General features: G+C 38.5%; 23 protein-coding genes and 1 riboswitch. Of the genes, 19 read left to right on the top strand and 4 right to left on the bottom strand.

The genetic code is table 11. The annotated features are described in order from the left end of the window. Positions 1-170: 170 nt before the first annotated feature. Positions 171-1,436 carry a murein hydrolase activator EnvC family protein gene (locus KHA87_RS12705; protein ID WP_213094537.1) on the top strand — a complete coding sequence of 422 codons (1,266 nt, stop codon included), beginning with the start codon at positions 171-173 and terminating at the stop codon, positions 1,434-1,436. Positions 1,437-1,779: 343 nt separating this feature from the next. On the opposite strand, the gene KHA87_RS12700 is transcribed toward KHA87_RS12705, so the two are convergent. The 4 genes from KHA87_RS12700 to KHA87_RS12685 form a co-directional block, all read right to left on the bottom strand. Then, positions 1,780-2,796: a FecCD family ABC transporter permease gene (locus KHA87_RS12700; RefSeq protein ID WP_213094536.1), complete on the bottom strand. Its 1,017-nt coding sequence runs from the start codon at positions 2,794-2,796 to the stop codon at positions 1,780-1,782. Beyond that, on the bottom strand, positions 2,793-3,779 hold the full coding sequence (locus KHA87_RS12695) for a FecCD family ABC transporter permease (protein WP_213094535.1): 987 nt from the start codon (positions 3,777-3,779) through the stop codon (positions 2,793-2,795). The genes KHA87_RS12700 and KHA87_RS12695 overlap by 4 nt, the downstream gene beginning before the upstream one ends. Before the next feature lie 225 nt (positions 3,780-4,004). Further along, positions 4,005-4,922 (bottom strand): iron-hydroxamate ABC transporter substrate-binding protein, encoded by a 918-nt coding sequence (locus KHA87_RS12690; protein WP_213094534.1) that lies wholly within the window; start codon positions 4,920-4,922, stop codon positions 4,005-4,007. Then, positions 4,912-5,718 carry an ABC transporter ATP-binding protein gene (locus KHA87_RS12685; protein WP_213094533.1) on the bottom strand — a complete coding sequence of 269 codons (807 nt, stop codon included), beginning with the start codon at positions 5,716-5,718 and terminating at the stop codon, positions 4,912-4,914. The genes KHA87_RS12690 and KHA87_RS12685 overlap by 11 nt, the downstream gene beginning before the upstream one ends. A 227-nt stretch (positions 5,719-5,945) precedes the next feature. Here KHA87_RS12685 and KHA87_RS12680 point away from each other — a divergent pair, with 227 nt between their 5' ends. The 18 genes from KHA87_RS12680 (at position 5,946) to KHA87_RS12605 (ending at position 26,459) form a co-directional block, all read left to right on the top strand. After that, a complete protein-coding gene (locus KHA87_RS12680) occupies positions 5,946-6,992 on the top strand; it encodes an NAD(P)/FAD-dependent oxidoreductase (RefSeq protein ID WP_213094532.1) in 1,047 nt (348 codons plus the stop codon). 190 nt (positions 6,993-7,182) lie between these two features. Next, positions 7,183-7,638: a GNAT family N-acetyltransferase gene (locus tag KHA87_RS12675; RefSeq protein ID WP_213094531.1), complete on the top strand. Its 456-nt coding sequence runs from the start codon at positions 7,183-7,185 to the stop codon at positions 7,636-7,638. A 105-nt stretch (positions 7,639-7,743) separates the two neighbouring features. Beyond that, complete coding sequence (locus KHA87_RS12670; RefSeq protein ID WP_213094530.1) at positions 7,744-8,424, top strand: response regulator transcription factor; 681 nt, start codon at positions 7,744-7,746, stop codon at positions 8,422-8,424. After that, positions 8,421-9,800: a sensor histidine kinase gene (locus KHA87_RS12665; RefSeq protein WP_213094529.1), complete on the top strand. Its 1,380-nt coding sequence runs from the start codon at positions 8,421-8,423 to the stop codon at positions 9,798-9,800. Before KHA87_RS12670 ends, KHA87_RS12665 begins: the two co-directional genes overlap by 4 nt. A gap of 171 nt (positions 9,801-9,971) precedes the next feature. After that, complete coding sequence (gene cls, locus KHA87_RS12660; RefSeq protein WP_213094528.1) at positions 9,972-11,417, top strand: cardiolipin synthase; 1,446 nt, start codon at positions 9,972-9,974, stop codon at positions 11,415-11,417. A 468-nt stretch (positions 11,418-11,885) separates the two neighbouring features. Beyond that, positions 11,886-13,025 carry a trans-sulfuration enzyme family protein gene (locus KHA87_RS12655; protein ID WP_213094527.1) on the top strand — a complete coding sequence of 380 codons (1,140 nt, stop codon included), beginning with the start codon at positions 11,886-11,888 and terminating at the stop codon, positions 13,023-13,025. A 96-nt stretch (positions 13,026-13,121) separates the two neighbouring features. Next, positions 13,122-13,235, top strand: a riboswitch (SAM riboswitch). A gap of 241 nt (positions 13,236-13,476) precedes the next feature. Then, entirely contained in the window at positions 13,477-14,778 is a 1,302-nt protein-coding gene (locus KHA87_RS12650) for an O-acetylhomoserine aminocarboxypropyltransferase/cysteine synthase family protein (RefSeq protein ID WP_213094526.1), read from the top strand. Beyond that, a complete protein-coding gene (metX, locus tag KHA87_RS12645) occupies positions 14,775-15,830 on the top strand; it encodes a homoserine O-acetyltransferase MetX (RefSeq protein ID WP_213094525.1) in 1,056 nt (351 codons plus the stop codon). Before KHA87_RS12650 ends, metX begins: the two co-directional genes overlap by 4 nt. Positions 15,831-15,853: 23 nt before the next feature. Beyond that, positions 15,854-16,843 carry a homoserine dehydrogenase gene (locus KHA87_RS12640; RefSeq protein WP_213094524.1) on the top strand — a complete coding sequence of 330 codons (990 nt, stop codon included), beginning with the start codon at positions 15,854-15,856 and terminating at the stop codon, positions 16,841-16,843. A gap of 200 nt (positions 16,844-17,043) precedes the next feature. Then, a complete protein-coding gene (locus KHA87_RS12635) occupies positions 17,044-17,202 on the top strand; it encodes a hypothetical protein (RefSeq protein WP_213094523.1) in 159 nt (52 codons plus the stop codon). Positions 17,203-17,249: 47 nt separating this feature from the next. After that, entirely contained in the window at positions 17,250-17,384 is a 135-nt protein-coding gene (locus KHA87_RS22425) for a hypothetical protein (protein ID WP_283249447.1), read from the top strand. A 71-nt stretch (positions 17,385-17,455) separates the two neighbouring features. Beyond that, positions 17,456-17,665: a hypothetical protein gene (locus KHA87_RS12630; RefSeq protein WP_213094522.1), complete on the top strand. Its 210-nt coding sequence runs from the start codon at positions 17,456-17,458 to the stop codon at positions 17,663-17,665. Between the two features lie 47 nt (positions 17,666-17,712). Further along, complete coding sequence (locus KHA87_RS22420; RefSeq protein WP_283249446.1) at positions 17,713-17,838, top strand: hypothetical protein; 126 nt, start codon at positions 17,713-17,715, stop codon at positions 17,836-17,838. A 727-nt stretch (positions 17,839-18,565) separates the two neighbouring features. Continuing rightward, complete coding sequence (locus KHA87_RS12625) at positions 18,566-20,017, top strand: S41 family peptidase (RefSeq protein WP_213094521.1); 1,452 nt, start codon at positions 18,566-18,568, stop codon at positions 20,015-20,017. A gap of 432 nt (positions 20,018-20,449) precedes the next feature. After that, a complete protein-coding gene (locus KHA87_RS12620; RefSeq protein WP_249310381.1) occupies positions 20,450-21,649 on the top strand; it encodes a PDZ domain-containing protein in 1,200 nt (399 codons plus the stop codon). Between the two features lie 689 nt (positions 21,650-22,338). Next, entirely contained in the window at positions 22,339-22,734 is a 396-nt protein-coding gene (locus tag KHA87_RS12615; protein ID WP_213094519.1) for a hypothetical protein, read from the top strand. 177 nt (positions 22,735-22,911) lie between these two features. Beyond that, entirely contained in the window at positions 22,912-25,356 is a 2,445-nt protein-coding gene (locus KHA87_RS12610; RefSeq protein WP_213094518.1) for an SH3 domain-containing protein, read from the top strand. A gap of 251 nt (positions 25,357-25,607) precedes the next feature. Next, entirely contained in the window at positions 25,608-26,459 is an 852-nt protein-coding gene (locus tag KHA87_RS12605) for a P-loop NTPase family protein (protein ID WP_213094517.1), read from the top strand. Positions 26,460-26,616 lie beyond the last annotated feature (157 nt).

The raw sequence follows: 26,616 nt of genomic DNA, 5'->3' as shown, positions 1-26,616 counted from the left end.
TAGTGGTTGGACATGTCGGCAACTGAAAATAGACGATCATGCCTTGGTTTGAAAATTTTATAACATATATTTCAAGTAAGACAGTCAACATGGGCGGAAAGTACGGTCGCAAGCTACTTTTCGTCCAGATATATACATATAGCTTGGAAAGAGTGAAAGGGGAATATTCATTGAAAAAACGTTCATTGCTTTCTATTGCATTGGTTTTACCATTAGTTTTAACCTATCATACAGATGCTTTTGCTTCTAAGCTTAACGAGCTTAAGAACCAACAACAGCAAGTAGAAAACAAAAGCTCCAAAATTAACTCCAGCATCAAAAAGAAGGACTCGCAAATTTCGGAAATCAACGGTCAACAGGCGGATTTGGAAACGCAAATGAAACAAATTGAAGCCGAGATTGAAAGCACCGATAAGAAAATTGGCGAGAAACAGGTTCAAATTAGTGATACGCAAAAGCAAATTTCTAGTCTGAAGAACAGCATTGATGCATTAACAAAGCGTATTAACGAACGCGACCAGCTTCTAAAGCAGCGTGCACGTGCGATGCAAACAAGCGGTGGTTCTGTCGACTATATTGATGTTATTTTGGATTCCCAAAGTATCAGTGACTTAATTGACCGTCTAACCGCAGTGCAAACTCTTATGAATGCGGATAAAGAAATAATGGAGCAGCAAAAACGCGATCAAGATGATTTAAAGCAAAAGAAAGTGGAAGTAGAGAAAAAATTAAGTTCACTACAAGGAATGCTCAGTGACTTAAAGGGAATGAAAGTTCAATTAAATCAGCAAGAAAATAAAAAGAAAGATATAATGAAAGCTCTTGCCGCACAGAAAAAAGATTTAGAAGAAGATAAAATTTCTCTCCAAGAGCAACAAGAAATATTGGCTGCTCAAAAGAAATCGATTCAAAAAGCTATTGAATTAGAAAAACAACGCATTGCGGAAGAAAAGAGAAGGCAGGAACAGCAAAAACATCAGAATGGTGGAAATTCTGGTTCCAATGATCTTCCTCCAGTTTCATCTGGCTCCTTTACAAGGCCAGCAGCAGGATATATCTCTTCCGAATTTGGTTATCGTTCCGGCACATATAGTGGATTCCATCCAGGCATCGATATTGCGAACAGTGGAAGCAATGTACCAATTGTCGCTGCTGGAGATGGGGTAGTGTTCCGAGCATATCATTCTTCAAGCTATGGAAATTGTGTCATGATTACACATATAATAGACGGCAAAACCTATACTACTGTTTATGCTCATATGAAGTATTACACCGTAGGCGACGGACAGGTTGTTCGTAAGGGGCAGCAAATCGGAGTGATGGGAAGCACTGGGGAATCTACCGGACAGCATCTTCATTTCGAATTTTATGTAGGATATTGGACAGGACCTCCACATCCAGGAGCAGTGAATCCAAGAAGCTATGTGAACTTCTAATATAGAAAAATACCACATCGTTATAGATGTGGTATTTTTTTAGTTAAAATCGAACTTGTTTCCGGGACTATAGTCCTAATTCGCGAGAATATGGCCGAAATTCGCGAGAATAAGTTACATTTTCGCGAGAATAAAAACGAATTTCGCGAGATTAGAAAAAAATTCACGAGAATAGATAATATATTTCCAAGATAACTAGTAAATGAGCAAAATATCTCCTCTAATTACAACGAATATCCCCAGGAGTAAGCAACATTCTCCTAAGTTACGTATAAAAATCACGTAAAATCTGTTAAATTATCATGGGAAAATAGCGGGACACTTATCATGCCCTGCCATTCCACTAAACTCTTTTTTCCCTCATTAATAAATACACAAAATAAGGTGCTCCGATTAATGCTGTTATAATACCGGCCGGGATACCATCCGGATCCGCAAGATTTCGCCCAATTGTATCTGAAAGGAGTAAAATCCATCCTCCCATCAGAATGACAACGGGCATATATAATTGACTTCTTGGACCAATAAGGGACTTCGCTATATGCGGAGCGAGAAGACCGATGAAAGCAATTCCCCCAGTAACAGAAACGGCAGATGCCGCAAGTGCTACAGCCGCAAGGAGTAATATAAATCTCTCCTTTTTAAGATTCAGCCCTACACCAATAGCTGATTGCTCGGAGAGTGCCAGGATATTTAAACGATTAGATTTATATAAGGTAAAGGGAATAAGAATTAATATCCAAGGTAAAATCGCCCATATAAAAGGCCAATCTGTACCCCATATGTTCCCGGAGAGCCATTTGCTAATGAAGTCCACTTTCTGTCTTTCCGCACCAGAAATGAATAAAATCATGGCACCTGACAGAGCCATAGCAAATCCTATCCCAACGATGACTAATTTGACAGGCTCAAAGCCAACTTTTTTATTATAGGAAAAAATATAGATGAATATCGCTGTCAGTAAAGCCCCGATAAAAGCGACTGCCGGTAGGACATAGGCAAAATAATGAGCTTCAATAGGAACAAATAAATAGAAAATAGCAATTCCAACACCAGCTCCGGAATTAATCCCGATAATTCCAGGGTCCGCTAAATCATTTCTCGTTAACCCTTGCAAAATGGCACCTGAAACAGCCAAAGCCATCCCTGATAATATCGTAATGATGATACGGGGTAATCGGATGGAAAACAGTACAAAATTTTCTTTAAAGGTTCCATGCCCAGTTAATATAGGCAATATCCGGTCAAAAGCAATGGAAGAGAATCCAGTGCTCATACCGATCATAATGGTCATGATAATAAGACACACGAGAATGAAAAGAATTACTCGCTGCTTTTTAATAACAGAAGGATGGATCATGATAATACTTTCCCTCCTTTATGAACAATAAAAAGAAAGAAGGGCAATCCGATAATCGATACAATGGCCGCGATGGGGGTCTCATAAGGTGCATTAATAGTACGGGCAATGGTATCTGCCAAAGACATGAAGGCAGCGCCAAAAATTGCTGACATCGGCAAAATAAAACGGTAATCTGTCCCGACAATTTGCCGTACGATATGTGGCACCATTAATCCAACAAATGCTAGATTTCCTACAAGTGCAACAGCTGCACCAGCAAGTAAGACAATGACAATATATAAAATAAATTTAATGCGACCTATATTTTGTCCCAAACCAATTGCTACATCCTCATTCAAGCTAAGCACTGTTAATTGTCTGGACAAAAAGATAGAAACAATGATACCAATCAGAATAAAAGGCATTACAATCTGCAGCTGGCTCCATGCTGTACCGAGCAGCCCACCGGATGTCCACATCGATACATCCTTTGAAATTTTAAAATATAAGCCAATTCCGTCTGCTACGCCATATAGAAAGGTAGAAACCGCAGCTCCTGCTAAAACAATACGAAGAGGCGAGAAACCGCCTTTTTTCAATGCTCCAATTCCGAATACAGCTAGGACACCACTGGCAGCACCAATAAAACAGGCTATCATAATCAAAAAATAATTAGCAGATGGTATTAAGGCGATAGTAAGTGCTAAGGCAGCATTGGCACCAGCTGTTAAGCCTAATAATCCTGGATCCGCCAGTGGATTTCTCGTTAGGCCTTGCATAATAGCACCAGAAACAGAAAGTGCAGCTCCTACAAAAATAGCGCCGATTTCACGTGGTAAGCGAATTTCGCGAATCATAGTAATCGTTTCAGAGGTTTTATTGGATGCAATCGCATTCCAGACCTCATGTACCCCTGTTTTTGCAGCACCAAACACCATGGCCGCCAAAAAACTTAAAAGGAGCAATACAATACCGATTATGCATTTAGTTAAACTTTTCATCGTAGACACCCAACTTTTCAATAATGGCTGGTTTTTATTAATTGTTACTATTCGTATATTAGAAGCATTGATAGAAGCATTTTTTCATAATAAGCTACTTGAATCTTAACAAGATCAGAATGTTTTAAAACACAATTCAAAGGTTGAAGAAAAGAGCCTATAGAATAGAGAGAAGAACAAGGGCGACAAGAAAATTGCCACCCTCGCTATTCTAACTAACGATGATTACTTGCCAAGAAAGACCTTTTTAAAGAAATCTAGCTGATAATCAAGTGTTAGTGGATCATTGAAATAAAATGCTTTAGCGTCCACTTCGAAAACATGGTTGTTTTTCACAGCTGGGATGTTTTTATACGTATTTGTTCCTTGGAAGGATGTATCACCATCCTTGTTTTTACTAAAGACGACATAGTCACCGGAAAACTGTGGAAGAACCTCTGGTGAAATGGCATAATAGCCTGGTTTCAGCGCCTTTTCCTCGACTGCTTTAGGCATTTTTAATCCCATTTCCTGATATAAAATCTCTGTTCCGCGTCCCCAGTTATTTCCGAAGACATATAGCTGTTTATCGAAGTTTTCGATTACAGAAACGGTTGAATCAGCACCAATTTTAGCTTTGATTTGTTCGCCGGTTTCGTGTGCGCGTTTTTTGAAATCATTTACCCATTCAGTTGCTTCTTTTTCTTTGTTTAATAGCTTACCAATTTCCATTTGCTGTGTTAAATAGTCTACTTTTCCATATGTAAAAACAACAGTTGGAGCTATTTTTTTAAGCTTATCTAGATTTTTAACGTTGTCGAGACCAATGATTAAGTCTGGATCCAATTCAATAATTTTTTCCAAGTTTTCATCAGATACCTCTGTAACATTCTTCAATTTATCCTGGAAATTCGGATTCATCTTCGACCATGAATCAACCCCTACAATATTTACGCCAAGAGACATTACATTTCCAGCGAAGCTTGATAAAACTACTACTCTCTTAGGATGTGCAGGAACTTCAACTGGTCCATTTTGAGATTGATAGGTAATCGTGTCCTTATTATTTTTTTTATCAGCAGTTTTCTTTTCTGTTGTGCTGGAGCAGGCCCCTAGCATTAGTACGAAGACTAACAGTAAAATCGGGATAAATTTATTTTTCATGTTGGTATTCTCCTTTTAATAAGTTATAGGTAATACAAATTGGTTTATTTGTTCTCGGGTCCAACCCGATATCAGCATCAATATGAAACACTTCTTTTAACACTTGGCGGGTGATTATCTCTTCACTTGTGCCGGCTTTGACGATTTGCCCTTCCTTTAAGGCAATAATGTAATCGGAAAAACGGGCCGCCTGATTAATGTCATGCAGAACCATTACAATCGTTCTCTCTTGTTCCCTATTGAGCTTTTGTAAAAGCTCCAGCACCTCTAATTGATGAGCCATATCTAAGTAGGTGGTTGGTTCGTCCAGAAATATCATTTCAGTTTCTTGGGCTAATGCCATTGCAATCCATACACGCTGCCGTTGGCCACCAGATAATGCATCGACCTGATGATATTTATAATTTGCTGTTCCGGTAACCTCCAATGCCCAGTTGATAATCTCGACATCCTTAGTGGATAAACGCCCAAAGCCTTTTTGATAGGGAAACCTTCCGTAGGATACTAATTCTCCTACAGTTAGGCCAGCTGCACTTTCTGGAGTTTGTGGCAGAATTGCTAATTTTTGAGCAAGCTTTTTGGTGTCGGCATTTGTAATGCTTTTTCCGTCTAAAATAATCGAACCTCCTTGATGGGGGATAATACGTGTCATAGCTTTCAATAAGGTTGATTTCCCGCAGCCATTGGAACCGAGTATCGTTGTTATTTTTTTCTCCGGTATTTCTATGGTTAGATCTTTGACAATAGACCGCTCGCCGTAGCCAATATGTACATGATCTGTATATAGGTGGACCATGAAGATGCCTCCGTAAAAAATAATATGTTGATATTGATAATCATTATCAGTTACAATGTCACTATAAGGTGATTCCATTCTTTTGTCAACAAACTTTTTTTATATAACGGAATGAGTAACCAAATGTGAATCGGTATTCTCCTTATACATAGCTGTTTTACAGTGAAATCATCCATTCACAAAGGTTTATTCCTGCAAGACTTTTTTCAGATTTGGAGGGAGCGAGAATGAGAGAGACGGAATGCTTTGATGTAACAATATTAGGTGGGGGACCTGCCGGACTTTATTCAGCTTTTTATAGCGGGTTACGGGAAATGAAAACAAAAATGATCGAATATCAGCCACAATTAGGTGGTAAAGTTCATATTTATCCGGAGAAAATGATCTGGGATGTTGGAGGACTTGCACCGCTACCTGGAGCAAAACTAATTGAACAGCTCGTGAAACAAGGATTAACCTTTAAGCCTGAGGTCGTCTTAAATGAGAAAATCGTTTCCATTTCGAAAAATGAGGAAGGATTGTTTGTTTTAAAAGCAGAATCAGGACGCGAGCATTTGTCCAAAGCAGTTATTGTTGCAATCGGAAGCGGAATTATAAAACATCAAAAGCTGAAAATCGAAGGTGCTGAACGCTTTGAGGTATCCAACTTGCATTACACTGTGAAATCCTTGAAGTACTTTAAGGATAAAATCGTGCTCATTTCCGGTGGGGGCAACTCTGCCATAGATTGGGCGAATGAATTAGAGCCGATTGCGAAAAAGGTATATGTAACCCATCGGAAGGCTTGTCTCACTGGACATGAATCACAAATCAGCCAGCTGCAATGCAGCTCTGCGGAATGTTTGGCACGAACTTCAATTAATAAGTTAATTGCTGGTAGTGGAGATAGGATCGAACGTGTACAGCTTAAAAATTTCCTCACCGGTGAAATAAAGGAAGTAGAGGTCGACGAGGTTATTGTAAACCACGGTTTTGATATAGATGCTGCCTTGTTAAACGAAAGCGAATTGGACATTAAGCTTGCCGAGGAGTTTTATATTGATGGAACATCGATGAGTGAATCTTCAGTACCTGGCCTTTTTGCAGCTGGAGATATTCTCAAGCATGACGGAAAACTAAATTTAATTGCTGGAGCATTTCAGGATGCCGCCAATGCGGTCAATAAAGCAAAGCAATATATCGACCCGCAAGCCGATTCCATCGCTATGGTATCCTCTCATAATGAGGTTTTTTATACAAAAAACAAGAAGCTTGTTCAAGCAATAGTTCGATAAAGGAGCGATAATTTTTGCAGGAGTATGAAGAATAGAAGCGAATTATGAATAAGGTAGGAAGATGTTTACAATAGCTGTTTTCGTAATGGTGTTTTTGCTACTTTAGTTTCGGTGCATCTATTCAATCAGGGTGTTCCCGAGTTTTCGTAGTCTAAGAAAATAGCGTTCATGAAGAAAGTGAGTTGGAAATATGCCTCTTCACATTCGTGAAGTTACAAAGGAGAATTGGCGGGCCGTTGCCGAATTATCGGTTTCTAAACAGCAATTGCATTTCATTGAAAGTAATGCCTATTCTTTGGCGGAATCGCAGTATGAAAAGAAGTGGATTTCTGTTGGGCTGTATGATGAGGATACACTCGTCGGATATGCCATGTTTGGTGCGTCGTCACAAGAAAGGCAAAGTGCGTGGCTTGATCGATTTATGATTGACCATCACTACCAAGGAAACGGATACGCAAAGCGCTTTCTGCCAATCCTGGTGGAACGCATGCAGAGGGAATACTCTTGTCGAAAAATCTATCTAAGCCTCCACCCTGATAATGCTCTTGCGCAAAAATTATATGAATCGTTCGGATTTTATTTAAATGGGGAAGTGGATACATCGGGCCCTGTATTTGGGGTTGTGATGGTGTTGGATATATGTTAGCGTTTTTTTAGGTTCAATGTTTACACATTGGGCCTGTTTTGTTTCTATCTATTTTTTTGTAAACTAGATTCAGAATGTATAAAAGAGCTAGAGGAGTATTTATATATGACAACCATCTTAATTGTGGACGATGATCCGAATATCATAAAGCTGGTCAGTATTCATTTAACGGAGGTAGGCAATAAGGTTTTCAAGGCGACAAATGGTATCGAAGCGCTGGAGATACTAGATAAGGAAAAATGTGATTTGGCGGTGGTAGATGTGATGATGCCGCATATGGATGGTTATTCATTAACGAAAGAGATACGGGAACATTATGATATTCCGATTATCCTTCTGACTGCGAAAAATCAAATCGAGGACAAGGAGCAAGGATTCAGGTCAGGGACAGATGATTATCTGACCAAGCCCTTTGAGCCAAAGGAACTGCTCTTCCGTATAAAAGCACTGTTGCGCCGTTTTGATAAGCAACCTGCGGATTCGAGGGTATCCATTGGAAACACTACCTTGGATAAAAGAAGCTATGAGGTGCAAATCGGAAGCAAAACCATTCTGTTGCCGCTAAAGGAGTTCGAGCTACTTTACTTCCTGATGTCGCAGCCGAAGCAGGTGTTTACCCGCGACCATTTAATAGAACATATTTGGGGATTAGATTTTGAAGGCGACGAACGGACGGTAGATGTTCATATTAAACGTTTAAGAGAGCGTTTTTCCAAGCTGAGTGCTGATTTTCAAATTAAAACGGTGCGCGGTATCGGTTATTTTCTGGAGGCGGCACAGGGATGAAGTCGTTATATGTGAAGTTTGTTGTTATCACGATTGGTATTATGCTCCTAAGCGGAATATTGGCTTTTATTATCTCGAACTGCTACTATCAGCAAAAACTCAAACCGTATAATGACGAAAAGAATACGAAGATAGGATTAAGCATTGCAGATTTTGCCGATAAGCACCCTTCCATCAATTTGCAGGAATACCTTGAGAGCATATCCTCCGTCGGGTATCAACTTTATTTAGTAGAGGATACCGGAAAAGGCAGATATTTCGGGGCGCCGTTTCGGGTGAAAAATATTACATCTTCTGCAGTGGATCAAGTATTAAATGGAAATGTGTATCATGGTATTTTGGATTTGCCACGGAAAACCTTTGTGACCGGTTTTTTTGCCAATGAATTAAGCAATACTATTGGAGTTCCATTAACCCACAATGGTAAGCAGTATGCTTTGTTTTTACGTCCTGATATCAAGTTACTTTTTAATGAAATGCATATTCTATTTGGCTGGCTGCTGGCATTGACTATTTTGCTTAGCATCGTGCTTGTTCTTATCAGTACGAAATACTTAGTCAAGCCGATTTCGCAACTAACAAAGGCAACGAAATCTCTTGCAGTAGGAAAATTTGATGTGGAATTGGATATTGTTCGGCATGATGAACTAGGGGATCTTGCCAAAAGCTTTTTACATATGTCGAAAAAACTAGAGAAATTAGACGATATGCGCAAGGAATTTATCTCGAATATTTCACACGATATTCAATCGCCTTTGTCCAATATTAAAGGATACACGAATTTGTTGGAGAGTGAAGATATAAGTCATAGCGAAAAAATACAATATATATCAGTGATTAATGGTGAAATTAATAGACTTTCTACATTAACAAAGCAGCTATTATTGCTGGCTTCCTTGGATCGAAATGAGGATTTAGTAAAGAAAAGAACGTTCAATGTTGCGGAACAAATGAAGGAATTGATACGGAATTATCAATGGACGATTAGTGAAAAGGGAATCATGCTTAGCTATTCCTTACAAGATACCATTGTTAATGGTGACCCTTCACTACTGAATACTGTATGGGATAATCTTTTATCCAATGCCATTAAATATAATAAACCAGATGGGAGTATCGACATATCTGTAGAGACAGACGAATCTTCCATTGTTGTGACCTTCGCAGATACCGGAGTCGGATTATCGGATGAAGAACTCAAGCGGGTATTCGACCGTTTTTACAGAGCCGATAATTCCAGAACACAAGCAGTTGAGGGAACTGGACTGGGCTTATCCATTGTAGAAACGATTATCCAATTACATGATGGCCGTGTCGAAGTGGAAAGAAATGAGCAGGAGGGAACGACCTTCAAGGTATATTTGCCCAATGAATAGAAGAATTTTTAATGCCACATCTTTCAATGTGGTATTTTTTATGGGAACAATCGATAAACTAGAGGGATAAGCATTTTTGCAAACCTAGCTGTTTGATGGAAGTTGTCAACCCTTTTATGATATGATACAGGTTGAATAGTTTGTTAGTGGGATTGATTAAAGGAGAATAGAATGACAATTACGACGGTCTTATTTGCATTTTTTTTCTTACTGAATTTTGTTTTGGCAGGGGTCGTTATCTTTTTAGAGAGACGGCATGTTGGAGCAACCTGGGCATGGATGCTCGTATTGTTATTTTTGCCGATCGTAGGCTTTATTATTTACTTAATATTAGGACAAAATCTGAGCAGACGAAGAATCTTCTATTGGAAGGATCAAGAGAAAATCGGGATTAAAGAGATTACCCATCATCAAATCGATTTATTGCGGCATAACGCCTTTCCATTTCATGATGAGCGGACGGTGCAGTACAAGGATTTAGTATATATGCTGCTCGTGAATGATGGGGCAGTTATGTCTCATGATAATGATGTGGAGATATTTATTGATGGGAAGGATAAATTCCATTCTTTATTTAGTGATATCAAGAACGCGAAAGACCATATCCATCTTCTGTATTATATTATTCGCAATGATAATCTTGGGAAGCAGCTGCTAGATTTACTGATTATAAAAGCGAAAGAAGGAGTAAAGGTCCGAGTCGTGTATGATGACATGGGCTCTCGCAGATTGCCGAAGAAATTTTTCAAGGAATTAGCGGAAGCAGGCGGTGAAATCGCTTCCTTCTTTGCTGCGAAAATTCCTCATGTTAATTTACGGGTAAATTTCCGGAACCATCGGAAACTTGCCATTATTGACGGTGAGATTGGTTATATCGGTGGCTTTAATGTCGGAGATGAGTATTTAGGCTTGGATGAAAAGTTTGGATACTGGCGGGATACGCATTTGAAGATTACCGGCAAGGCTGTATATGCGATGCAAACCCGTTTTATCCTAGATTGGAATCAAGCCTCTGCAAAGGATATCCGCTATGATATAAAGTATTTTCCAGAAATTTATTCAACAGGAAATACCGATGTCCAAATCGTTTCAAGCGGTCCAGATTCCGAATGGGAGCAAATTAAGAACGGTTATATTAAAATGATTAATTCCGCCAAAAAGTATATCTACATGCAGACCCCTTATTTTATCCCGGATGACAGTTTATTGAGTGCGCTAAAAATTGCTGCCCTTTCCGGTGTCGATGTGCGCTTGATGATTCCGAATAAACCTGATCATATGTTTGTTTATTGGGCAACCTATTCGAATGTTGGTGAGCTTTTAAAAACAAATGCAAAGGTATATATTTATGAAAATGGCTTTATTCACGCTAAAATGCTCGTTGTCGACGGGAAAATTGCCACCGTCGGAACTGCAAACATCGATAACCGCAGCTTCCGTCTAAATTTTGAGGTAAATGCCTTTTTATACAGTCAATATATTGCGAAAAAACTTGAAAATATCTATAAAGAGGATATGCAAAAATCTCGTGAGCTAACCATCGAGGATTATCGCCAACGCCCAATGTATATTCGCTTCAAAGAATCTATTTCCCGATTGCTATCGCCTATTTTATAGGTATGCCGAGATGATGTGTCATCTCGGTTTTTTTATGGAGGTAGAGGGGAGAGAGCCAAAGGACTGGAAACTTGAGGTGTGTTGTTTAATAGGGAGAGTATTCGGAATAAAATGGGTTATTGCCGGGGAGCGAAATCTCATAGGAAGAGACAAAAATGTGATAATCCCCAGAAGAGATATCCTTAACGATATTAGGTTCCTACAAACCAGCTCCAATAGAATAATCTTTAGACCTAATCAGAAAATAAAATATCCTTTGACAACAAGAGCATCGAGGATTACAATCTGTTTAAATTAGGCTGTTTTCGCATGGATTGTTGGTTTTTCATTGTTATTCATCCTAAGCAGGCTGACTTTCGGGGCATCTTTCTTATAAAGTTTATTTTTTATGAACTAAGAGTTTTCGCATCATATGTAACAAATTTTAGGAAATGAGCCTTAAATTAAATCAACATAGGGGTGTGACAAGTGGACGTTTCATTCGACACAAAGGTAGTACATAACTCTTTAAAAAACACGAATGCCATTCGTAGTAAAACAACGCCAATCTATCAAACTACAGCATTTACATTTTCTTCTTTAGAAGAGCTCGAAGGATTCTATCAAGGGGAGTCACCGTATTTGTATAGCAGAACCGGAAATCCAAATACGGATGAGCTGGGAGAAGCAGTTGCCGCGTTAGAAGGGGCACCGGCGGGAGTCGCAACTTCTTCAGGCTTGTCTGCGATTTTAGCAGGAATTCTAGCAACTGCTAAAGCAGGTGACCACATCGTTGCAGCGGAAGACCTGTATGGAGGAACCTATCATCTTTTGAAAGAAGAGCTTAAACAATTCGGAATAGAAACTACTTTTGTTCCATTTGAAAATCCTGAACAAATTAAAAACGCAATCCAAAAAAATACGACTCTCCTTTATACAGAAACGGTAACCAATCCATTTTTACGCGTGGAGGATATTGGAAAGCTTGTCGAAATAGCGAAAGAATTCTCCCTCACCACGATGGTGGATAATACATTCGCAAGCCCTTATTTAAAGCAGCCATATCTCGAAGGTGTCGACCTTGTTGTTCATAGTGCGACAAAATATTTAGGGGGTCACAGCGATGTGACAGCGGGTGTTCTCGTAGGTGATGCGGAGCTTGTGAAAAAGGCGCGCGAAAAGGTTGTTAATCTTGGTGCAAACTTAAGCCCATTTGAAGCATGGCTTGCCTGCCGCGGGATAAAAACACTTGCACTTCGTATGGAACGCCAAGCAGCCAACGCGAAGGAATTGGCAACTTCTCTGAAAAAAAATTCATCTGTGAAAAAAGTGTATTACCCAGAGTTCGTATCGGAAAAAGGGAATGGAGCTATCGTGACTATTGAACTCACGGAAAAATGTGATATTAGTCGATTTTTTTCTTCCCTCGGCTGGGTAAAAATTGTACCGACCTTGGCAGGTGTGGAGACGACAGTTTCCTATCCACTTGGAACCTCCCATCGTGCATTGCCACCGGAACTACAGGATAAAATCGGGGTTAATAAACAGGTGGTTCGAATCTCCATTGGGATAGAGGATGCAAAGGACATTGTGAAGCAATTTGAACATGCGATTGCCGCATCCCTATAAAAAAGTTTTTATAAAAAAACTATTGACTTATTATTTCACACTCTTCTATAATGCACATTAAGAGCAATTTAAAATTTTGTGAAAATTAAATGAATACTCTTATCGAGAGCGGCGGAGGGACTAGGCCCAATGATGCCCGGCAACCATCAAACAACTCAGGTTTGATAAGGTGCTAATTCCTACAGATCTATGTGATCTGAAAGATAAGGGGAGGAACCTGCATACTAAGCCCTCTTCTTATGAAGAGGGCTTTTTGATTTCCTCTTTTGCCCCCCTGTCTTATAAATTTCTCGATGAAACAAAAAATAGCTCTTTTCTTATTCTAAGTCGCTTTGGAAAAAAATCTCTTATTCGTATCTTGATGGCTCAAGTAGATTTATCACAACAGGAAAGATTACGGAAAGTGACAAGGATTTCTAAAACAGCTAAAAACAATTGGAGGAATGTAAAAATGACAGAATCAAAACAGCTTCGACCAGAAACATTATTGCTTCACGGAGGTCAGCAACCCGATCCGGTAACGGGATCCCGCACAGTACCCGTATATAAAACCACTTCTTATGTTTTCAAGGATACTGACTATGCCCAAGGCTTATTTGCCCTAGAGCAAGAAGGATATATTTATTCACGTATTGGAAATCCGACTGTGGATGTGTTTGAAAAACGCGTTGCCCTTTTAGAAGGTGGAACAGCAGCAGTTGCCCTTTCCTCTGGAGCTGCTGCAATCGCGTTCTCAATCTTAAACCTTGCAAGCGCAGGGGATGAAATTGTCGCGGCAGGAAATCTATACGGTGGAACGTATAATCTTTTCGCAGTAACCCTTCCGAAGTATGGAATCCAAGTAAAATTTGTCGATGCCGATGACCCAGAAAACTTCCGGAAGGCGATTACACCAAAAACAAAGGCATTGTATGCAGAAATCATCGGAAACCCAAGCTTGCATGTTTTGGATGTAGAGGCTGTTGCAAAGGTTGGCCATGAAAACGGTATTCCGTTGATTGTGGATAATACATTTGGCACTCCATACTTAGTCAATCCGATTGGGTGGGGAGCAGATGTGGTCGTCCATTCCGCAACGAAATGGATTGGCGGACATGGTACAGCAATCGGAGGAGTCGTTGTCGATGGTGGAAAATTCGATTGGAACAGCGATAAATTTCCAGGCTTCAAGGAACCGGACCCAAGCTATCATGGTCTTCGCTATGGAGTAGATGTACCGCAGGCAGCTTTTGCAACAAAACTTCGTGTTCAGCTTCTTCGTGATTTTGGGCCGGCATTAAGTCCGGATAGTGCTTTCTTGTTTTTACAAGGTCTGGAAACTTTGCATTTACGTGTTCCTAAGCATAACGAAAATGCACTCAAAGTGGCACAGTTTTTACAAAAACATCCTGCGGTAGAGTGGGTTAGCTACACAGGCTTGGAAAGTCATCCATCTCATGAACTCGCGAAAAAATACTTCAAAGACGGCTTCGGTTCCATCGTGAACTTTGGTATAAAAGGCGGACGAGAAGCGGGGCGTAAGGTAATTGACAATATTCAGCTGTGGTCCCATGTTGCCAATGTCGGAGATGCAAAATCATTAATTATCCACCCTGCATCCACTACTCACCAGCAATTAAGTGTAGAGGACTTGAAGAAAACCGGTGTTACAGAAGAGCTCATTCGTCTTTCTGTCGGATTAGAGGCAGTCGAAGATATTATTGCCGATCTGGACCAAGCAATTTTAAAGGCGACAACAGTATCGATATCATGAAACAAAGCACAACCGTAAGTATCGGAAAATTAACATTAGAAAGTGGCAAGGAATTGGATGTGGAGCTTGCCTATGAAAGGTGTGGACCCCTTGATGCACCTGTCATCCTTGTCTGCCATGCCCTAACTGGGAATCAATATTCGATTGGAAATGAGAAAGAGCCCGGCTGGTGGAGCGGGCTCATAGGCAGCGGAAAATATATTGATACCAATCATTGGCAAGTGATTACCTTTAATGTCTTGGGTGGCTGTCATGGCTCAACCGGACCACTATCCGATAATCCTGTTGAGAGGGAACCATACCGCGCATCTTTCCCTGCTATTACCATCCGTGACATCGTTCATGCGCAGCGTAAAGCACTATACCAGTTAGGTATAAGGAAATTGAGGGCAGTCATTGGCGGTTCTTTAGGTGGAATGCAGGTGTTAGAGTGGGGGCTTTTATATCCTGATGATATGGAGCAGCTTTTCGTGTTAGCCTCTACCCCTAGTTTGAGTGATTACGGAATTGCTTTTAACCGAATTGGTATCGCGGCAATTGAAGGGGACCCTAACTATAAGAACGGGCATTATACTTTTTCCCATGAGGTAAAAGGTTTTGAGGTGGCGCGAATGGCCGGCATGGTAACCTACCGCAGCCCAAAATTATTTTCCCAGAGATTTCAGCGTAAAAGTCAGTCCGCTGATTTGTATAGTGTGGAATCCTATTTGCATTATCAAGGAGAAAAACTGGCGAAACGCTTTGATGCAAATAGCTATCTGGTTTTACTGAAAGCAATGAATTCTCACGATATTGGCAGAGACAGAGGAGGCTGGATGCGAGCGGCTTCCACCATCAAGGCACATGTGATTGGAATCGCATTTGAGCATGACCTTATTTATCCTGGAGAAGAAATTCAGGCATTTATCGAGGCAGTATCTAATGGTATTTTTTACAATGTTCCAACTGATTTTGGACATGACGGATTTTTAGTAGAATTCGAGAAGTGGGGCCATTTTATCCAGCATCAGTTGAAAAAAAATATAGGCGTGGGCACCTGTCCAAATCGCTAATTCTTTGATAGGAAGGTGATGGAATGTCAAGAATAAAGGCAGCCTTATTAGGATATGGTACCGTTGGTCAAGGTGTTTATACGGCTATTAAAACTCACGGGCAGCAGCTGAAAAAACTATTAGGGGCAGAAGTGGAAATAGCGGGGGTACTGATTAAGGATCCCCATAAAAAAAGGGATATTGATCCTGGTATTTTGATCACAACCGAATTTGATGACATTTTAAAGATACCTGATTTACAAGTAATCTTTGAAGCAATTGTTGGAGAGGAGCCAAGTTTTTCGTATTTAAATAGGGCGATTGAAAACGGAATACAAGTGATAACGGCTAATAAAGTAATGTTTGCTCGCCACGGGAAAGCTCTTTTGGAAAAAGGGAGGGAACACGGAGTCCGTGTTGGATATGAGGCTACTACTGCAGGAGGAGTTCCAATTATCCGCACGCTGAAGCAGTTATTACAGGTGAACCAAATTGAAAGAATACAAGGAATCTTGAACGGTACCTGTAATTTCATTTTAACGGAAATGCGAAACCGCCGGCTCACTTTTGAAGATGCTTTAAAGCTTGCACAACTTAGCGGCTTTGCGGAAGTGGACCCGACTAGTGATATAAGCGGCAAGGATGCCTTTTGTAAAACAATGATTTTAAGTGAACTCGCATTTGGCAGGCAACCTGAATGGTCTGATGTGGAATTAGAGGGAATCACGGACATTACAAACGACCAGGTGGAGGAAGCTAGATTTCTAAATTTAAGATATAAGCATATTGCCGAAATTTTTGAAGAAGAAGGGGTAATCAGGGCTACCATAAGACCCGTTTTACTAGGAGAAAGCCACCCATTTTATTCTGTAGAAGGGGTTGATAATGCAATTACTGTAGAAACCAGTCTCCTCGGTAGAGTAACCTTGCAAGGCCCCGGGGCAGGGAAACTACCTACAGCCAGTGCAATGGTAGAGGATCTAGCAGATATTTTTAAAACAAATAGGCGAGAACTTCAAACTGTATATAAATAATTTGAGAGACGTGTGAATGGGCACACGTTTTTCTTTTTGCCTGGCGAAGAAGGACATAGATGCGAGAAAGTAAAGTGAATTGTTCTTCTTAGGAGAGATGAAGGACAAAATGATGAAAAAGATGAGGTAGAATGTCTTTCATCAAGGAGATGAAAGACAAAATAATGAAAAAATGAGTCAAAATGTCTTTCAGCGGGGGTATGAAAGACAAAAAGGTAAGTGGATTCCATGATTTTGTCCTTCATACGGGAGATGAAAGACAAAATAATGGAAAAGTGAGTCAAAATGTCTTTCATCGGGGGTATGAAAGACAAAAAGGTAAGTGGATTCCATCATTTTGTCCTTCATACGGGAGATGAAAGACAAAATAATGAAAAAATGAGTCAAAATGTCTTTCATCGGGGGTATGAAAGACAAAAAGGTAAGTGGATTCCATGATTTTGTGCTTCATACGGGAGATGAAAGACAAAATAATGAAAAAATGATTGAAAATGTCTTTCATCGGGGGTATGAAAGACAAAAAGGTAAGTGGATTCCATGATTTTGTGCTTCATACGGGAGATGAAAGACAAAATAATGAAAAAATGAGTCAAAATGTCTTTCATCGGGGGTATGAAAGACAAAAAGGTAAGTGGATTCCATCATTTTGTCCTTCATACGGGAGATGAAAGACAAAATAATGAAAAAGTGAGTCAAAATGTCTTTCATCGGGGGTATGAAAGACAAAATAATGGAAAAGTGAGTCAAAATGTCTTTCAGCGGGGGTATGAAAGACAAAAAGGTAAGTGGATTCCATTATTTTGTCCTTCATACGGGAGATGAAAGACAAAATAATGAAAAAATGAGTCAAAATGTCTTTCAGCGGGGGTATGAAAGACAAAAAAGTAAGTGGATTCCATGATTTTGTCCTTCATACGGGAGATGAAAGACAAAATAATGAAAAAGTGAGTCAAAATGTCTTTCATCGGGGGTATGAAAGACAAAAAGGTAAGTAGATTCCATGATTTTGTCCTTCATACGGGAGATGAAAGACAAAATAATGGAAAAATGAGTAAAAATGTCTTTCATGAGGGGGATTAGAGACAAAATGTTACGTAAATTCAAAGAGTATGTCCTTCAAAGGTTGTTCATTGGGGGAAACGGTTTATAAATTATTTTTAAAAAAATATTGATTTCCGACCGGAAGAAAGCCAAATAGTAAGCTTCTAGTAGACAAAATAGCAAGGAGTGGATTGCATAGTAAAAGTATCATAGTAGGACCCAATAAAGACAATAGTCGGTAAGGCCAGGCAAAAAGTATAATAGCAAGCTTCTAACCAACAATGTAGTAAGCCACAATTCTAAAAGGTCTCCATAATCCTCCAAAGGACAATAGGGTAAACCACACCACAAATATTGTCCATTATCCAACTATTAAAGCACGTCTTAGTGATAAGAAAACTTAATACACAAACACAATTATCATAACCTGTCCCCTTTAATCATATATTGAACTAGAAAGTTTTTCTGATTTCATATTTGCAAAAGGTTATTTTCGTATTGAGTATTGCTCTTCGTTGATTGTACATTTCATAAAAATCATTACAGTCTATCAGAGCAGTATAGTTCAAGAAAGACATTCAAAAAAACGATTTCCTACAAGGTGTGATATTTAGTTCGAGCAATTCTCCCGCTAAATCTCACTTGATAAAGATCGACTTATTTGTGATGAGGGGGACTTCGATGAAACGTAAATGGCTAGCAGTGTTAATATCAGGATCATTAGTTACCGGTGCTGGTGGTACATATGCCGGAATGAAATGGTATTACCATGATACCTTGCAAAAAGCAGAAAGTAATGTTCGGTTCATTTCCAATCAAAATCAGCATATCCTACCCGATTTGTCCAAAATTGCCCAAGCATATGACCTTATTATGAAGTCATATGTGAAAAAGGTGGATGAGAAGGAGCTCGTGGAAGGGGCCATTCAAGGCATGGTAAGCACATTAAAGGATCCTTTTTCTGTGTATATGGATGCGAAAACGGCAACACAATTTAATAATTCCTTGGATTCGTCCTTTGAGGGCATTGGGGCAGAGGTAGCGCAGAAGGATGGGAAAATTGTGATTGTAGCTCCATATAAAGATTCTCCTGCGGAAAAAGCCGGACTTCGGCCAAAGGATGTCATTGTAAAAATTGACGGTGTTAACACACATGGCTTAGATCTGACCGAAGCAACAATGAGAATTCGTGGTAAAAAAGGAACTACAGTGACATTGGAGATACAGCGTGAAGGCACTAGCGATCCGTTAACTTTTAAGGTAAAACGCGAAAGTATTCCGCTTGAAACCGTCTTTTCCGATGTAAAGATGGAAGGAGATCAGGCAATCGGATATTTGGAAATTACACAGTTTTCAAAGGACACAGCATTGGATTTTAATGAAAAGCTTAAAAAATTGGAAACAAACAATATTAATGGTCTCATTATTGATGTGAGAGGAAACCCTGGAGGTTATTTATCCAGTGTAGAGGAAATGCTGAAGGGTCTAGTCACGAACGAAAAGCCTTATTTTCAAATTGAGCAGCGAAATGGCGAAAAGCTTCCTTATTATTCAAAATTAAAAGAGAAGAAGCCATATCCAATCGCGGTACTGGTAGACGAAGGAAGTGCGTCAGCGGCAGAAATTTTAGCAAGCTCCTTAAAAGAAGCAGATGGATATATGCTAATAGGAGAAAGAACCTTTGGAAAAGGGACGGTTCAGCAAGCAATGTCTCTAGGGGATGGAAGCTCGATTAAATTAACCATGTATAAATGGCTGACACCGGACGGAAACTGGATTCATCAAAAAGGGATTGAACCAAATATTGAAGTAAAGCAGCCGGAGTACTTTTATGTGAACCCTCTAACGGTGGATCATTCTTTAAAATTGGATGCCAATAATGAGCAAGTAAAGCTAGCCCAGCAAATATTATCAGGCTTAGGTTACGGCCCTGGACGGGAGGACGGTTATTTTGACAGTCAAACGGAACGGGCGGTAAAGGCTTTTCAAAATCAAGAAAGACTGCCAGCGACAGGTGAAATTGATCAGAAAACGGCAGAAACCTTAGATACTGCGGTTTCTAAAGCAAAAAAAGAGGAGAAAAATGATCTCCAGCTGCAGGTTGCATTAAAATATATAAGCAGTAAAAATTAGGAAACAGGCTACGCTTGTTTCCTTTTTCTTTGTATTTACAATCTTAGAGTACCTGCCCAGCAGACAAAAAAGAACTGCTCTATTATCTTGTTATTCGTTCGTCATATCGGATTGTTCATGCAATCTAACCAACCAATTACGTTCGTATGAAATTTCATTCTTATTTTATATAAGGAACCCTTGTAATTTTTATAGAAAAGGGAATAGGTTTTACTACTTTTATTTGATAGAATAAATATAATAGATTCAAAAAGGCAATTTTCGTATTTTTTGTTGCTTTTCGAGATTAGTAAAAAATCCTTTTATAGATTTGTTTTTAGGGCATCTTTTCCTTAAAGGCTATTAATATCCGAACTTAGATAAGGATGTTCCTAAAATTTTCGATTTTAAAAGTAACATAGTTTAAGAAAAGGGCCTTTATAAAGGACGGTGATGAAGTTGGCACAGGATTGGGGATTGGAAGCGCTGAAAGGGATAGGAAAAATTTTTATGCACCCGAGCTTGTATTTTGCGGTTATCGTTGCAATACTAGTCGGCTTCTGGCGTGTGAAAAGAGAACGTGCGGATTTTCATATTAGTGTATACCCGCCATTGCAGGAACTGCGTTACCTTTTTTCATCAGGCTGGATCATCGGGATTATTTTGTCTGTCATTTCGATTGCTGCCGGATTTACGGTTAGCTTTGATATACTGGCAACGGTTTTTCTCGCATTTGCCATCCTAACGATTATTGGTGGATTCAGGCTGATTTCCTCCGCCTTTACAATCGGACTAGCTTACCTGGTTATTTATATAAGCAAACATTTTCAAATTCACTTATCCTATTTTGGAAAGTTTGAAAGCACCTCATGGACAAGCTTATCGGGATTGGTGATTTTACTAGGATTGCTGTTAATAGCAGAAGGTATTTTAATGATACGAGGTGGATATAAGGAAAGCTCGCCGAAATACCGAAAAAGCCGGCGCGGGTTAACGGTTGGGGCCTTTCGAACAAAGCGAATCTGGATGATTCCTATGTTTTGCTTTCTTCCAGCCGGACCATTAACAGCACCATTCAGCTGGTGGCCGACATTAGACTTTGGAACACACTCCTATTCACTTATTTTAGTTCCATTTATAATCGGCTTCCAGCAGCAGGTACAAAGTACGTTGCCCCAAATAGCTGTGAAAAAGCTAGGAAAACAGGTGCTTTGGATCGGAATTGTAACAGTATGTATGGCAGCTGGCGGATTATGGATTTCGATTCTATCCCTTATTGGTACCGCATTTGCCATAATATCCAGAGGCTTTATATCCTATCGTCATCGTGTACGTGAAGGAGCAAATCCGTATTATTTTACGCCAAGAGATAATGGGCTTATTATTCTTACTGTTATTCCGGGATCGCCTGCGGATAAACTGTCTCTTAAAACGGGAGAAGTCATTCATAAATGCAATGGTCATCTAGTGAGAAACACCGATGAGTTTTATCGCGCTCTCCAGAAAAATCGTGCTTATTGCAAGCTTGAGGTATTCGATACGAATGAACAAATCCGCTTTGTACAAGGAGCATTGTATGAAGGGGATCATCATGAGCTTGGCATTATCACGGTTGAGGAAAAGAAAAAATGGGGGACGGGAGAGGCTTCTTAAATGCCATTTTTCGTAGTTAATTGACTTGAAAATTAATTAGAATATTTTCTCCATTATATTTAAATGAAGAAATTAATAGTAATGATTATTTTCGGATAAGGATTAATAGGAGTATCGGATATTTGACATATTTGAAGATTTTTTTAGAAGAAAAAGCAAGATATTTATAAATATTTTTTTGAGCAGCAAATAAGCCTAATTTCTCAAATAAAATGGTGAGAAATTAGGCTTTTTACTTTCGAATTTCCTAAACATAAAAAATTCGTGGTGATGTTTCCAATTTGGATTAGATGCTTAGTTGCTGATGGTAGGAGGTACGTAGATGGGTTACCGTTATTTGTCTTACAAATTCGAGCAATTATTGTAGAAAATTATAATTCAATTTAAATTACTCATTAAAAATTGCGAATAAAATAAAGTAATTATTAGGTAGCAATAATGCACAAAAATGATTATATTTAGCATGAAATAAAAATTGACATATCCCTAAAGATTTGTGCTTTGCAAATGGTAATAGGCATTGGCTCTGTATAACTAAGTGGAAATTCACTCCTATTTTTTCTCCATTATTTTTACTATTAATCTATTGGGGGATAGAAATGTATATCGAAAAGGAATTTTTGTATTTATTATTAGTAAGTTACAGTTCTACCAAAAAGTAAACATTTTGATAGGAAAGGTGATGGGAAATGAAGGAATCGTGGATCCAAATAGTTGCATTCATCATTGCAGTCATAAACAGCGGCATTGCTGTTTTTCAAATCCTGCTTTTTTTAGGTTTCCCTTTGGCAGAATATAGTTGGGGTGGTAAATATCAAGGTATCCTGCCAAAGAAAATGCGAATCATGAGCTTCACTTCAGCAATATTACTTATGCTATTTACAAGTATTTTTTTGATCCATGTTAATGTTCTTCCTGTGAAATTCCATTTGCCCACAGATGTTTTGATAATCATCATCACGATTTTTATGGGAATAAATACATTAGGGAATCTTGCTTCAAAGAGTAATAAAGAGAGAATGGTTATGACTCCCTTGTCTGCAGTTAACTTTTTATCTGGCTTACTTATCGTAATTTATAGTTGAAAGAGAAAATGATACACTCCAATCCAATAAAGGATCAGTAAAACTTTTTCGAGTAATGCGGAAAAGTTTTTTATTTTGCTAAAATTTTCTTTAAAATTTACCGATAAAAAAAGAAAAACTTCCATTATAATAGAGATAGATTGATTGAAAACTAGAAAGGGATAGGAATCATAATCTATGAAAAAATTCAGTAAAGCCCTCATTTTATCTGCTGGTATTTGCACTGGTTCTACCTTCATGTCTTTTGGAACCTTAGGTATTGGAAAGGCAGAAGCTAGCACGGTTATAAAAATAAATAATGTACGTTTCCAAACAACAGATAATCTTTTACTACGAAGCGGTGCCGGTACGAAATATAAACCGATCCTAACCATACCAAAAAGTAAAATCGTCACGGTAACAGGGAAGAATTCAACATGGTATAAAGCGACGTATACCTATAAGTCAGGAAGTAAAACGATTAGCAAGACTGGATGGTCCTCTTCCAAATATTTAAAGGAATACTATCAATATGCTTCCATCAAAAATTATTATTTTACAAAAGCTAAGACAAAGCTATATCCAACACCAGATTTAAAGAATAAAGAATCATATACGATTTCTGCTAATAATGGTTTTTATTCCACCCAAAAAATTGTGAACAGTACTGGGCAAACCTGGTACCGTATTACTTATAAAGGAAAAACAGTATATGTACTTAGCAGTAATGTAGTCTCTCAATCTTTTAAAACAATCAAAACAGCGAAATATCAGGCCAAAAAAGATACGTATTTGTATCAGTCCTATGGAGCAGACCAAGGTCAGCTGATTAAAATTCCAGCCGGAGAAATAGTATCCTCCACTAAATATATAGGGGATTGGTATGCGGCGAGCTACAAAGGCAAGACTGGATATTTCAATGTAAAGGATTTCTCTCTTTTTAAGGAAGATCAATATATAGACACAGCAATAGCATATTATTTTACGAATGATACAACTATGTTGTATTCTACTCCAAATACAAATGATCCAACCGATTTCACCGTAGGAGGGAATAACGGATTTAGCTCCAATCAAATGGTTATCACTAAAAGTGGTGAAACATGGTATCGAATTACTTATCAAGACAAAACGCTATATGTTAATAGCAATGACGTCACAGTTAGCACCGTTACTAATATGAATCCAGCAAGTCTCATGACGGTATCCACGAATACTTCTCTACAAGAATCCTTTGGATTGGATTTTAATAGTGTTGGAGAATTACAATCAGGAGATATCGTCACAGTAACAAAGAAAATTGGCGATTGGTATTTCGTAAATAACAATGGAACCTCTGGGTATGTGAACAGTGCGAATCTGACTTCCTATCAGTCACCTAATGAAACTAACTTAGATTCCGTTACTTATGTAACAAAATTAAGTGTAAATTTAAATCAATTACCAGACAGTGCGTCTGGAATTGTAGCATCTATTCCAAATTCAAAGCTGGTTGTGGCAACTGCGAAAGCGGCTAATGGATGGTACAAAGTAACTTATAGTGGGAAAACAGGATATGTTCCCGTCTCTGCGGTTATGCAAGTAAAGACAGGTGATCCAGTTACGAGTAGAGATAGCTATCAGTTTATTGATTTACGAACTACATCACCGGTAACGGCCAAACAAATTAATGATTACATTGCCAGTTACGTTAATGCTAAAGGTAAAGCAAGTGTGTTAACCGGAAAAGGACAGGCATTTCTAGATGCAGGTAAGAAATATGGTGTGAATCCTCTCTATTTAGCTGCACACGCGATACATGAAAGTGCATTTGGAACATCCGCCATTGCTTTAGGAAAAAATAATTTATTTGGCTTCGGGTCTTATGATATTACGCCATTTTTTGCATCATATCGTTTTCCATCGGTCGACATGTGTATCGACTATATTGCCAGTCAAATAAAAACAACGTATCTAAATCCGAATAATTGGAAATATAACGGAGCCTATCTTGGTTTTTCTACTAAAACAATGGATAATACAAGAATTGATGCAAATAGCGAAGGAATGAATTTCTACTATGCCAGCGATCCTAATTGGGGCAAGGCAATCGCTAATATCATGCAAAACATTCTTCCATATGATAAAAAATATTATAGTCAGGCGAAAGCAGATACTTCTCAACCAGTAGCTGCGACCATACCTAATTATAGTGATGTATTACCTTTGAATGTACAAGCAGTTGCTAATGCAGACTTAGCATTAAAAAGCACAAAGGGCGGTACTAGTACCGTTTCAACACTGAAAAAAGGGACTTCTTTTACATTTCTTGAAAAAACAAATGATTATTGGGTAAAGCTGCAAGTAGGAAGCAATATTTATTGGACAAGTGCTATTAATTTTGTGCAATACAACAACTATATGACGGTTAAAAATCTATTCCGAACAACCGATTCCTTAAATGTTAGAAAGGACCCGGATAGCAGCGTTAATAACATTGTGAAGATTTTAAATATGAATGATTATGTGTCCGTTGTTGTGAAAGCGGATGGAACACTGACGATGGATGCTTCCAAGTCCTGGTATCAAATTTACCTTCCGGACGGAACCACCGGCTGGGTAAGTTCGAAGTATGTTGTTCAGGAGCTTCAAAAGACAAAGTAGAAAATAATAAACCGTGCCATTGTTCCATGAATGAATCAAGTACAAAACTTTTTAAGGAGCAGTTCTATTCGCAGATGAATGGAACTGCTTTTTTTATTTCTGTAGTGTAAGTCAGGAGGAGATTAGTGAAAGAAGGAATATTATACAAAAGAGTAGAATTACCCTAATAATGAGCATTAGGTGTGAGTGCAGTGGAAAATTTATTCTTTATTTAATACCTTTTATTTTGTCTTAGAAAGGGGACCATTTTTTTGGATACAAAATTAATAATAGTAGAAGGACTACCTGGGTTTGGGAAGTCTACCACTGCAAACTTACTCTACGATATTCTCGTTGAAAAAAATATCGATGTTGAGTTAATTCTGGAAGGTAATCTAGACCACCCTGCTGATTATGAAGGGGTATCTTGTTTTGATAAAAGTGAATTCGATAGGTTGCTTGCGAATAGTGGTAAATTTAGAGAAGTAATGAATGATAGAGTTATGAAGATAGGAAACGATTATTTATTACCATATCGAAAAATAATAAATGAATACAGCTCAGATTTTCCTGACCATTTATTAAATACCATTTATCAAAATGATATTTATGAATTATCACTAGAAAAGAATATGGAATTAATAACGGAAAAGTGGAAGGGTTTCGTCCAAAAAGCAAGCAATGAAAATAAAATGTATATTTTTGAATGTTGCTTCATACAAAATCCAGTAACCGTCGGAATGATTAAATATGGTGTGCAAAAAGAGAGAGTTGTAAGTTATGTAGATGCATTAGCGGGGATCATTGAAAAATTAAATCCAATATTGTTTTATATAGAGCAAGATGATTTGGAATACTCATTCAGAAAAGCTGTTCATGAAAGAGCGAAGGAATGGTCTGCTGGATTTATAGAGTATTATACAAATCAAGGATTTGGAAAAATGAATGGGTATAGCGATATAGACGGAACAATTAATGTGTTAGAAGCAAGAAGAGAATTGGAAAGCGAAATATTTGATAAGCTAAACATAACAAAGACAAGAATCAATAATTCTCAATATGAAGCTGCTAAATATAGGACCATGATAATGGAAAAATTGCATTTATTAAAGGTTCTGGAATAAGGTATTGCCCAATACGACAATGGTGTGCGACCCTTTAAGTGAAGGGTCGTATTTTAATTTGAATTGCAAGCTCCAGGTAGTTAAAGTTGAAATTTATTTACTAATGGGGCAGTTATGTGAAAGAACAGACTTCCTTGAATCCTTGCTAGATTTTCCC

The sequence above is a fragment of the Bacillus sp. FJAT-49736 genome (genome assembly GCF_018343615.1).
Taxonomy (GTDB): Bacteria; Bacillota; Bacilli; order Bacillales; family Bacillaceae_C; genus Margalitia.
The sequence above is the reverse complement of the archived record's forward strand: the minus strand, read 5'-3'. Positions and strand labels throughout refer to the sequence as shown.

What these genes read in the sequence shown, in the direction of transcription:
- KHA87_RS12700 (WP_213094536.1), bottom strand. Translation starts at nt 2,796, where the DNA reads ATGATCCATCCTTCTGTTATTAAAAAGCAGCGAGTAATTCTTTTCATT.
- KHA87_RS12695 (WP_213094535.1), bottom strand. Translation starts at nt 3,779, where the DNA reads ATGAAAAGTTTAACTAAATGCATAATCGGTATTGTATTGCTCCTTTTA.
- KHA87_RS12690 (WP_213094534.1), bottom strand. Translation starts at nt 4,922, where the DNA reads ATGAAAAATAAATTTATCCCGATTTTACTGTTAGTCTTCGTACTAATG.
- KHA87_RS12685 (WP_213094533.1), bottom strand. Translation starts at nt 5,718, where the DNA reads ATGGTCCACCTATATACAGATCATGTACATATTGGCTACGGCGAGCGG.
- KHA87_RS12680 (WP_213094532.1), top strand. Translation starts at nt 5,946, where the DNA reads ATGAGAGAGACGGAATGCTTTGATGTAACAATATTAGGTGGGGGACCT.
- KHA87_RS12675 (WP_213094531.1), top strand. Translation starts at nt 7,183, where the DNA reads ATGCCTCTTCACATTCGTGAAGTTACAAAGGAGAATTGGCGGGCCGTT.
- KHA87_RS12670 (WP_213094530.1), top strand. Translation starts at nt 7,744, where the DNA reads ATGACAACCATCTTAATTGTGGACGATGATCCGAATATCATAAAGCTG.
- KHA87_RS12665 (WP_213094529.1), top strand. Translation starts at nt 8,421, where the DNA reads ATGAAGTCGTTATATGTGAAGTTTGTTGTTATCACGATTGGTATTATG.
- cls (WP_213094528.1), top strand. Translation starts at nt 9,972, where the DNA reads ATGACAATTACGACGGTCTTATTTGCATTTTTTTTCTTACTGAATTTT.
- KHA87_RS12650 (WP_213094526.1), top strand. Translation starts at nt 13,477, where the DNA reads ATGACAGAATCAAAACAGCTTCGACCAGAAACATTATTGCTTCACGGA.
- metX (WP_213094525.1), top strand. Translation starts at nt 14,775, where the DNA reads ATGAAACAAAGCACAACCGTAAGTATCGGAAAATTAACATTAGAAAGT.
- KHA87_RS12640 (WP_213094524.1), top strand. Translation starts at nt 15,854, where the DNA reads ATGTCAAGAATAAAGGCAGCCTTATTAGGATATGGTACCGTTGGTCAA.
- KHA87_RS12635 (WP_213094523.1), top strand. Translation starts at nt 17,044, where the DNA reads ATGAAAGACAAAAAGGTAAGTGGATTCCATGATTTTGTCCTTCATACG.
- KHA87_RS22425 (WP_283249447.1), top strand. Translation starts at nt 17,250, where the DNA reads ATGAAAGACAAAAAGGTAAGTGGATTCCATGATTTTGTGCTTCATACG.
- KHA87_RS12630 (WP_213094522.1), top strand. Translation starts at nt 17,456, where the DNA reads ATGAAAGACAAAAAGGTAAGTGGATTCCATCATTTTGTCCTTCATACG.
- KHA87_RS22420 (WP_283249446.1), top strand. Translation starts at nt 17,713, where the DNA reads ATGAAAGACAAAAAAGTAAGTGGATTCCATGATTTTGTCCTTCATACG.
- KHA87_RS12625 (WP_213094521.1), top strand. Translation starts at nt 18,566, where the DNA reads ATGAAACGTAAATGGCTAGCAGTGTTAATATCAGGATCATTAGTTACC.
- KHA87_RS12620 (WP_249310381.1), top strand. Translation starts at nt 20,450, where the DNA reads ATGAAGTTGGCACAGGATTGGGGATTGGAAGCGCTGAAAGGGATAGGA.
- KHA87_RS12615 (WP_213094519.1), top strand. Translation starts at nt 22,339, where the DNA reads ATGAAGGAATCGTGGATCCAAATAGTTGCATTCATCATTGCAGTCATA.
- KHA87_RS12610 (WP_213094518.1), top strand. Translation starts at nt 22,912, where the DNA reads ATGAAAAAATTCAGTAAAGCCCTCATTTTATCTGCTGGTATTTGCACT.